This window comes from Streptomyces sp. NPDC057543, from assembly GCF_042801895.1.
Taxonomy (GTDB): Bacteria; Actinomycetota; Actinomycetes; order Streptomycetales; family Streptomycetaceae; genus Streptomyces.
This window is the reverse complement of record NZ_JBHVFF010000018.1, coordinates 42,900-49,910: the sequence shown is the minus strand read 5'-3', so window position 1 is coordinate 49,910 and position 7,011 is coordinate 42,900. Positions and strand designations below refer to the sequence as shown.

The 7,011-nt window shown below is 71.4% G+C and carries 5 protein-coding genes; all 5 read right to left on the bottom strand.

What is annotated here, in order from left to right:
• Positions 1–27: 27 nt before the first annotated feature.
• Positions 28–1,620, bottom strand: coding sequence for a von Willebrand factor type A domain-containing protein (locus tag ACFU8Q_RS05755; protein ID WP_384448254.1), 1,593 nt, complete (start codon positions 1,618–1,620; stop codon positions 28–30).
• Between the two features lie 129 nt (positions 1,621–1,749).
• Positions 1,750–2,625, bottom strand: a complete 876-nt coding sequence (locus ACFU8Q_RS05750) for an ABC transporter permease (RefSeq protein ID WP_384448251.1) — start codon at positions 2,623–2,625, stop codon at positions 1,750–1,752.
• Positions 2,622–5,330, bottom strand: a complete 2,709-nt coding sequence (locus tag ACFU8Q_RS05745; protein ID WP_384448248.1) for an alpha/beta fold hydrolase — start codon at positions 5,328–5,330, stop codon at positions 2,622–2,624. The genes ACFU8Q_RS05750 and ACFU8Q_RS05745 overlap by 4 nt, the downstream gene beginning before the upstream one ends.
• A 150-nt stretch (positions 5,331–5,480) precedes the next feature.
• Positions 5,481–6,203, bottom strand: a complete 723-nt coding sequence (locus ACFU8Q_RS05740) for a DUF981 domain-containing protein (RefSeq protein WP_384448245.1) — start codon at positions 6,201–6,203, stop codon at positions 5,481–5,483.
• 111 nt (positions 6,204–6,314) lie between these two features.
• The gene (locus ACFU8Q_RS05735) at positions 6,315–6,893 is read right to left on the bottom strand and encodes a DUF4291 domain-containing protein (RefSeq protein WP_384448243.1); all 579 of its coding nucleotides are present in this window, start codon (positions 6,891–6,893) and stop codon (positions 6,315–6,317) included.
• Positions 6,894–7,011 lie beyond the last annotated feature (118 nt).

Genomic DNA, 7,011 nt, shown 5'->3' with positions numbered 1-7,011 from the left:
CCCCGCGGCCCCTCTCCCTCGGCCCGGTCAGTCGATCTCTCCCTCCTGCGCTCCCCCGGTCCCGTTGTCGTCCGCGCCGCCCCTGAGCCGGTCCGCCTGTCCGATCGCGGTCGCCAGCTTCCGTACCGAATCGTCCTCGGTCTGCGATGCCAACTTCTCTGCCCGCTCCGCAAGTTCGCCGAAGCCCGGCGCGCCCGGCAGTCGTCCGCCGCGCAACGCGTCGGCGAAGTAGGCGGCGACCGCGGTCACTTGGAGCCGCTTGCTGTCGCCGTCCCACAACGGACCGTCGATCGCGTTCGTCGCGACCGACCCCGTCCGCTCGTGCGGCGCCCGGGTCTTCGGGTCCAGCCAGCGTACGGTCGCGGTCGCCACATGACCGGCGGCGCCGTCCTTGAGGTGGACGGCGTAGAGCGCCGTCACCGTGTGGCCGGGGCCGACCTCGCCGCCGTCGACGCGGTCGTTGCGGAAGTCCTCGTCGGCGACCTTGCGGTCCTCGTAACCGATCAGCTTGAACTGCTTGACGGTCTCGGGGTCGAAGGCGACCTGGGCCTTGGCGTCGCGCGCGGTGAGTTCGAGGTGTGCGGGCAGCTGGTCGACGAAGACCTTTCGGGCCTGGGCCTCGTCGGCGATGTACGTGGTGTGGCCGTCGCCCTTGTTGGTGAGCTGTTCCATCAGAGCGTCGCCGTAGTCGCTGCCGACGCCGACGCCGAAGAGGGTGATGCCGTACTCGCGGCGGGCGGAGCCGATGCGTTCGAGGATGGCTTCGGCGTCGGTCGCGCCGGTGTTGGCGAGGGCGTCGGAGAGCAGCACGACCCGGTTGTTGGCGCCCTTGACGCGGCCGTCGACCGCCTCGTCGTAGCCGCGGCGGACGCCCGCTTCCAGGTTGGTGGAGTCGGTGGGTTCCATGGAGTCGACGCGGTCGCGGATCGTGCCGCGGTGGTCCCGCAGCCGGGTCATCGGCAGCAGCGTCTTCGCCTTGTCGCTGAAGGTGACCAGGGAGACCGAGTCGTCGTCGCGGAGTTCGTCGGTGAGGATGCCCAGGGACTTCTTCACCAGGTCGAGGCGGCCCGCTTCGGCCATCGAGCCGGAGATGTCGACGACGAAGGTGAGCGCGGCGGGCGGGCGTTCCTCGCGGGCGGGGGCGGCCCGGGTGGCCAGGCCGACCCGCACCAGCGACCAGCCGTCCGCCCCGGCGCGGGCCCCGTCGACGTTCACGGTGAAGCCGTTGCCGGCCGGGCGCCGGTAGCCCTGGCGGAAGCTGTTGACGAACTCCTCGGGCCGCACGGTGGCCGGCTCTGGCAGGTTGCCGTCGGCGAGGGTGCGGCGCGCGTATCCGTACGAGGCGGTGTCGACGTCCAGCGCGAAGGTGGACAGATAGTCGGGCGGCGCGGACTCCCGGATCCCGTCCTGCTTCTTCGCGCCCTTCGCGCCGTCGCCGTCCGCGACACCGCCCGCCGCGGGGGCCGGGCCGGGTGCGACCCCGCGGTCCATGGCGGAGTTCTCCTTGGTCGTCGTGGCCGAGCAACCGGTGAGCAGCACCCCGCCCGCCAGCAGCACCCCGAGTGCCGCGTGCCATGTCCGTACGTACGTCGCTGCGTACTTTCCTGTCCGGCGTTCCATCCCGAGCCCCCCACGTCGTGTCAGCACTTGTGAATGTGACGTGCGAGACGGCGCCGAGGAACAGACGAAGACGTTGCGGATGAATCTCGATGCGGCAACGGAGGCCGGGAAATCGGCGGAATGTCGAGCTCAGGACACGATGTCCTTACGGCTGAACCCCCGGAAGGCGAAGGCGAACAGGATCAGGGCATACGTCACCGAGATCGCCGCGCCCTTCACCATGCCGCCCCATTCCAGTTCGGGCTGGAGCGCGTCCGCCCAGGCGAACTGCCAATGTGCGGGCAGGAATTCGCGCCAGGAACCGAGCGCGGTGACGGCGTCCAGCACATTGCCGACGATGGTCAGCCCGACCGCCCCGCCGACCGCGCCCAGCGGGGCGTCGGTCTTCGTCGACAGCCAGAACGCCAGTCCGGCGGTGACCAGTTGGGAGACGAAGACGAAGGCGACGACGAGCGCCAGCCGGGGCACGGTGTCCGAGGTCGCCAGCGCCCCGCCGGTGGGGAGTTCGAGCGGCCCCCAGCCGTACGCGACGGCTCCCGCGGCCAGCGCGACGAGCGGCAGCAGCACCATCGCGGCCAGGCTGAAGCCGAGCGCCACGACGAGCTTGCTCCACAACAGCCTGGCCCGTGGCACCGGCGCCGCCAGCAGATAGCGCAGCGAGGACCAACTGGCCTCGGACGCGACAGTGTCCCCGCAGAACAGCGCCACCGGGACGACGAGCAGGAACCCGGCGGACACGAAGAGGCACGTCGCGGCGAAGTTCGCGGCGGACGCGGTCGCGGTGTCCATCAGGGTGACCCGGTCGCCGCCGCCCCGCGAGGACGGTGTGCCGCCGATCGCGAACGCGGTGATCAGGATGAACGGCAGCGCGGCCAGCACCCCGCCCATGAGCAGCGTGCGGCGCCTGCGCAGCTGGCGTACCGCCTCGACGCGCAGCGGCAGGGTGTGCCGGGCGCGGTAGCCGGGTGCCCCGGCGGCTTCCGTGACATCGACTGCGGCACTCATGCGGAGCCTCCGGAGATCAGGGTGAGGAACGCGTCCTCCAGGCGGCGGTGCGGCCCGACGCCGGTCAGCGGCACGTCCAGCCGGACGAGTTCGGCGATCAGCTCGGGCGAGGTGGCACCGTCGAGCCGGACGAGCAGGCCGCGGCCGTCGTCCGTACGGGCCGCCGAGCCGATCCCCGGCAGTGCGGCGATCTTCTCCACGAGGGGTTCGGCCAGCTCGCGCGCGCTGGTGACGAGCAGCATGTCGCCGGAGCCGGTGATCTCGGCGACCGGGCCGGCCTGGACGAGCCGGCCCCGGTCCATGACCACGAGGTGGGTGCAGGACTGTTCGACCTCGGACAGGAGGTGGCTGGAGACGATGACGGTCCGGCCGCCGGCCGCGTACCGGATCATCACGTCGCGCATCTCGCGGATCTGGGGCGGGTCGAGTCCGTTGGTCGGTTCGTCGAGGATGAGCAGGTCCGGCATGCCGAGCATGGCCTGGGCGATGGCGAGCCGTTGCCGCATGCCCTGCGAGTACGTGCGCACGGCGCGGGCCAGGGCGTCACCGAGCCCGGCGATCTCCAGGGCCTCCTCGATGTGGGCGTCCTGGGCGGGCCGTCCGGTGGCCTGCCAGTACAGCTCCAGGTTGGCACGCCCGGTCAGGTGCGGCAGGAAGCCCGCCCCTTCGACGAACGAGCCGACACGGGACAGTACGGGCGCGCCCGGCCGGACGGCCTGTCCGAAGACGCGGATCTCGCCGTCGTCGGGCGTGATGAGGCCCATCAGCATGCGCAGGGTCGTGGTCTTGCCCGCCCCGTTGGGGCCGAGGAGTCCGAGTACCTGCCCCTTCTCGACCCGGAAGGACAGTTCCCTGACGGCGTATGGGGTCTCCCCTGCTCGAACGAAGTTGAGAGCTCGGGGAAGGTCTGCGGACTTCGCGTACTTCTTCGACAGGCCGGTGATCCGGAGGGGCACCTCGGCGAGCACCGGGTCGGGCGCGGGGGTCGCGGTGCGGCGGCGGGCGGTGAGCAGCAGCGCTGCAGCGATCACCACGGCGGCGGCCGGGAGCCCCCAGGTCCACCAGGGCAGGGTGGCCGGTGCGGTCTTCAGGGCGGGCGCGGTGGGGACGGTCAGTGGCCCGGTGGGGGTCACGGTGTACGTCGTCGGCTCGGCCGGTGAGGCGTAGCCGAGGTCGGTGGCGGAGAGGACCAGGCGGAGCCGGTGTCCGGTATCGAATCGGTGGTCGATCGCGGGGAGGGTCAGGGTCACGGCCTTGCCCTGCCGGTCCTGCGGGATCCGGAAGGGGGCGACCAACTGGGCGGGCAGCACCTGCTGCTTGCCGTCCGGCGACACGTCGTACACCTTGCCGAACAGCACGGCGTCGCCCCGCTCCGCTGTCACCCTGACCCGCACGGTCGGCGAACCGGTGACGCGCAGGGACGTGTCCAGCGGTGCCGAGTCGAAGCGGGCGTACTGGCCGGGGAAGTCGAGGGAGAGACCGACGCCGAGGGACGACAGCTGGGACAGCCCGCCACCGACGCCGGGAACGGCCGAGACGGCGGGCGGGTTGGCCCCGGCGGGGTTACGGAACGTCTGCGCCCGCCGCCCCAGACCGATCGTTTCCGCTCCGCTGCTCAGCCCCGGGTACGTGTCGCTGCCCGCCCCGCGGGTGAGGGCGGCGCCGTCGGTGGAGTCGATGCCTCCGGTCCGGGTGACGCGGAACGCGGGTCCGGTGTCGGTGCCCTTGTCGCCCTTGAGATACCGGTCGAACCAGGCGCCGATGCGCCGGCGTACCCGGTCGGTCTCCAGGTCGCCGCCGTCGTGCCCGCCGGCGATCCAGTCGACGGCGACCGGTGCGCCGTTGCCGCTGATCGCCTCGGCCATGGCGTCGGCCTGGCCGAGCGGGAAGAGGGAGTCGGACTGCCCCTGCACGATGAGCGCGGGCACTTTGATGCGGTCGGCGACGGCGCTCGGGGAACGCTCGGTCAGCAGCGCACGCGCGGCGGCGTCCGGCTTTCCGCTGACGGCGACCCGTTCGTACATGTCGCAGAGCCGCTTCTCGAACTTCTGGCAGCCGCCGCCCGTGGTGACGAAGATTCCGGCCCAGAGCTTCTTGAAGACGCCGTCGGGGAACAGCGCGTCGGCGAGGTTCCAGTAGGTGATCTGCGGGGCGATGGCGTCGACGCGCTTGTCGTACCCGGCGGCGAGGAGTGAGACGGCTCCGCCGTAGGAGGCCCCGGTGACCCCGACCCGCGGGTCGCCCTCGGCGTCGAGCTCCACCTCGGGCCGGTCGGCGAGCCAGTCGATCAGCCGGGACACGTCCTCGACCTCGCGGTCGGGGGCATTGAGCGAGATCTCCCCGCCCGATTTCCCGAAACCGCGGGCGGACCAGGTCAGTACGGCGTATCCGGCGGCGGCCAACTGCTCGGCCTGCGCCCGCACATCGTTCTTGCTTCCGCCGAACCCGTGCCCGATCAGCACGGCCGGCCGGCGGTGCGTACCGCCGGTGGTGAAGTACGAGGTGTCGAGGGACACGCCGTCGATCCGCATCATCCGGTCCTGGCGGTGCACGGCGGGCCCGCCGTCGTCGGCCGCGGCGGTCCAGGTACCCGCACCGGCCAGCACGGCGAACGCCGCGAGGCCCGCTGTCCACCGACCGCGGCGGCGGGGCATACGGGGCAGCAGCCGCCGCCACCGGGATGTACGCGCATCAGGGGTCTCCATGGTTCCCGACCCTAAGCGGACCAGCGCGGCGTGCGGGCAGCCTCCGGGGGGAACTCTCCGGCCTCCTTTCGGCGTACGGCACTCAGCCGCCGTACTCCGTACGCGGTATGCCGAGGAGCCCGGGCCGGGCCCACCGGGATTCCGCGCAGGTCACATGGTGTTGATGATGAGGCCGATGTGGGTGAAGTAGTTGAGCCCGCCGAAGAGCAGGAACACCAGTCCGGCCAGGCCCCAGACGACTCCGATGACCGGGCTCAGCCGGCTCCTGGGCCGGCGCACGGCGAACGGGAACAGGAGCGCGCCGATGCCCACGAGGACGTACAGCCCGGACATGAAGCTCGCTTCCATGATCGGCCACTTCGCGAACTCGCCGGAGATGGGTTCCTCGGGCGGCGCCGCGAAGAGGGTGTACTTCCAGCCCGCGGCGGCGATCCCGAAGCAGGCGAGCCCGAGGCCGAAGACGAAGACGGAGATGGGTGCGGCGACGCGGGCCGCGTGAACGATGCGGTCGGCGCTGTTGAGTTCGGCACCGCGTTTCCAGAGGTAGCAGGATGCGGCAAGCAGGAAGACGCCGAAGGCCAGTGCCGGTTCGCCGAAGATGATGTTGTCGAACGGGAAGCCCTGTCCGGCGAGCGGCCAGGTCAGGGTCATGTGGAGGCCGGTGGTGACAAGCGTGAAGCCGACGGCACCGAACGCCAGCACCCAGCCTTCGGGGGTGATGGTGCGGTCGGACGCGAGGAGCAGGCGCCCCAGCGCCACCACGAGCAGCAGCCCGGCTCCGGCGGCCACCGCCATGATCGTGTTGTACGTCGGCATCTTGGCCCAGTCGATCTTCAGGCCGGATGCCGCCAGGAGGATGGCATGGTGAGTCATGCACGGAGCGTAATGCCCAATATGTTCACTATCGGGTAATCAGCCCTTTTGGCCGGGTCGGGAGCGGCGAGGAGGGCCGGTTCGGGGCCGAAGGGGCGAAGGGGCCTGGTGTCACGTTCCCCCGGGATACGGCACCTCCGGCGGCAGGAGCTCCGCCGCTTCGTCGAGCCGTCCGGCCGACACCAGTTCGTGGATCCGCCGGGCGAGCGGGGTGACGTCACGGATCGAGACCGTCCACTCGTCCGCGTACCGCCGCGCCGCGTCGCCGGAGAGGCCGAGCTGCAGGGAGCGGTAGGTGAGCCGGTTCAGGCGGAGGTCGCGCTCTGGATCCCACTGGACGCGGGCCGGGCTCCGGCGCAGGCTCTGCCGCCAGGTGCCGTGGTCGGGGTGAACTCCTCGTACGTAGTGGGAGAGTTCGGAGTTGGCCAGCGCCCAGTCGAAGCCCTCGCGGGTGATCTCGACGGCCAGGACGGTCTCCTGCCCCTCCTTCGTGGCCCAGCCGCAGCGGTACATCATCCACAGGAAGCTCGGCTTGATCCATGTCATGCGGTCACGCTTCCAGGCATCCGGGAAGCGCCCGTCGCGCACGGCGGGCAGCCCGATGAACGGGGCATACGCCTGGTAGACGGTGATGGTCGTGTCCGTGTGCTGGGCGCGGATCTCGTGCTGTGGCCTGGTCGGGGCGGTCATGACCCCATCACAGCACCGGTCCGGCCGGCGAGGCGACCGGGTTACGGGCGCCGCGAAGGCCCGCCGCGCCATCGGCCCCCGCCGTGCCATCGGCCCCCGCCGCGCTCCCGACTCCTGT

Excerpts from the sequence above, each read along its gene's own strand:
- ACFU8Q_RS05735 (WP_384448243.1), bottom strand. The coding sequence starts at position 6,893 with ATGACCGCCCCGACCAGGCCACAGCACGAGATCCGCGCCCAGCACACG.
- ACFU8Q_RS05740 (WP_384448245.1), bottom strand. The coding sequence starts at position 6,203 with ATGACTCACCATGCCATCCTCCTGGCGGCATCCGGCCTGAAGATCGAC.
- ACFU8Q_RS05745 (WP_384448248.1), bottom strand. The coding sequence starts at position 5,330 with ATGGAGACCCCTGATGCGCGTACATCCCGGTGGCGGCGGCTGCTGCCC.
- ACFU8Q_RS05750 (WP_384448251.1), bottom strand. The coding sequence starts at position 2,625 with ATGAGTGCCGCAGTCGATGTCACGGAAGCCGCCGGGGCACCCGGCTAC.
- ACFU8Q_RS05755 (WP_384448254.1), bottom strand. The coding sequence starts at position 1,620 with ATGGAACGCCGGACAGGAAAGTACGCAGCGACGTACGTACGGACATGG.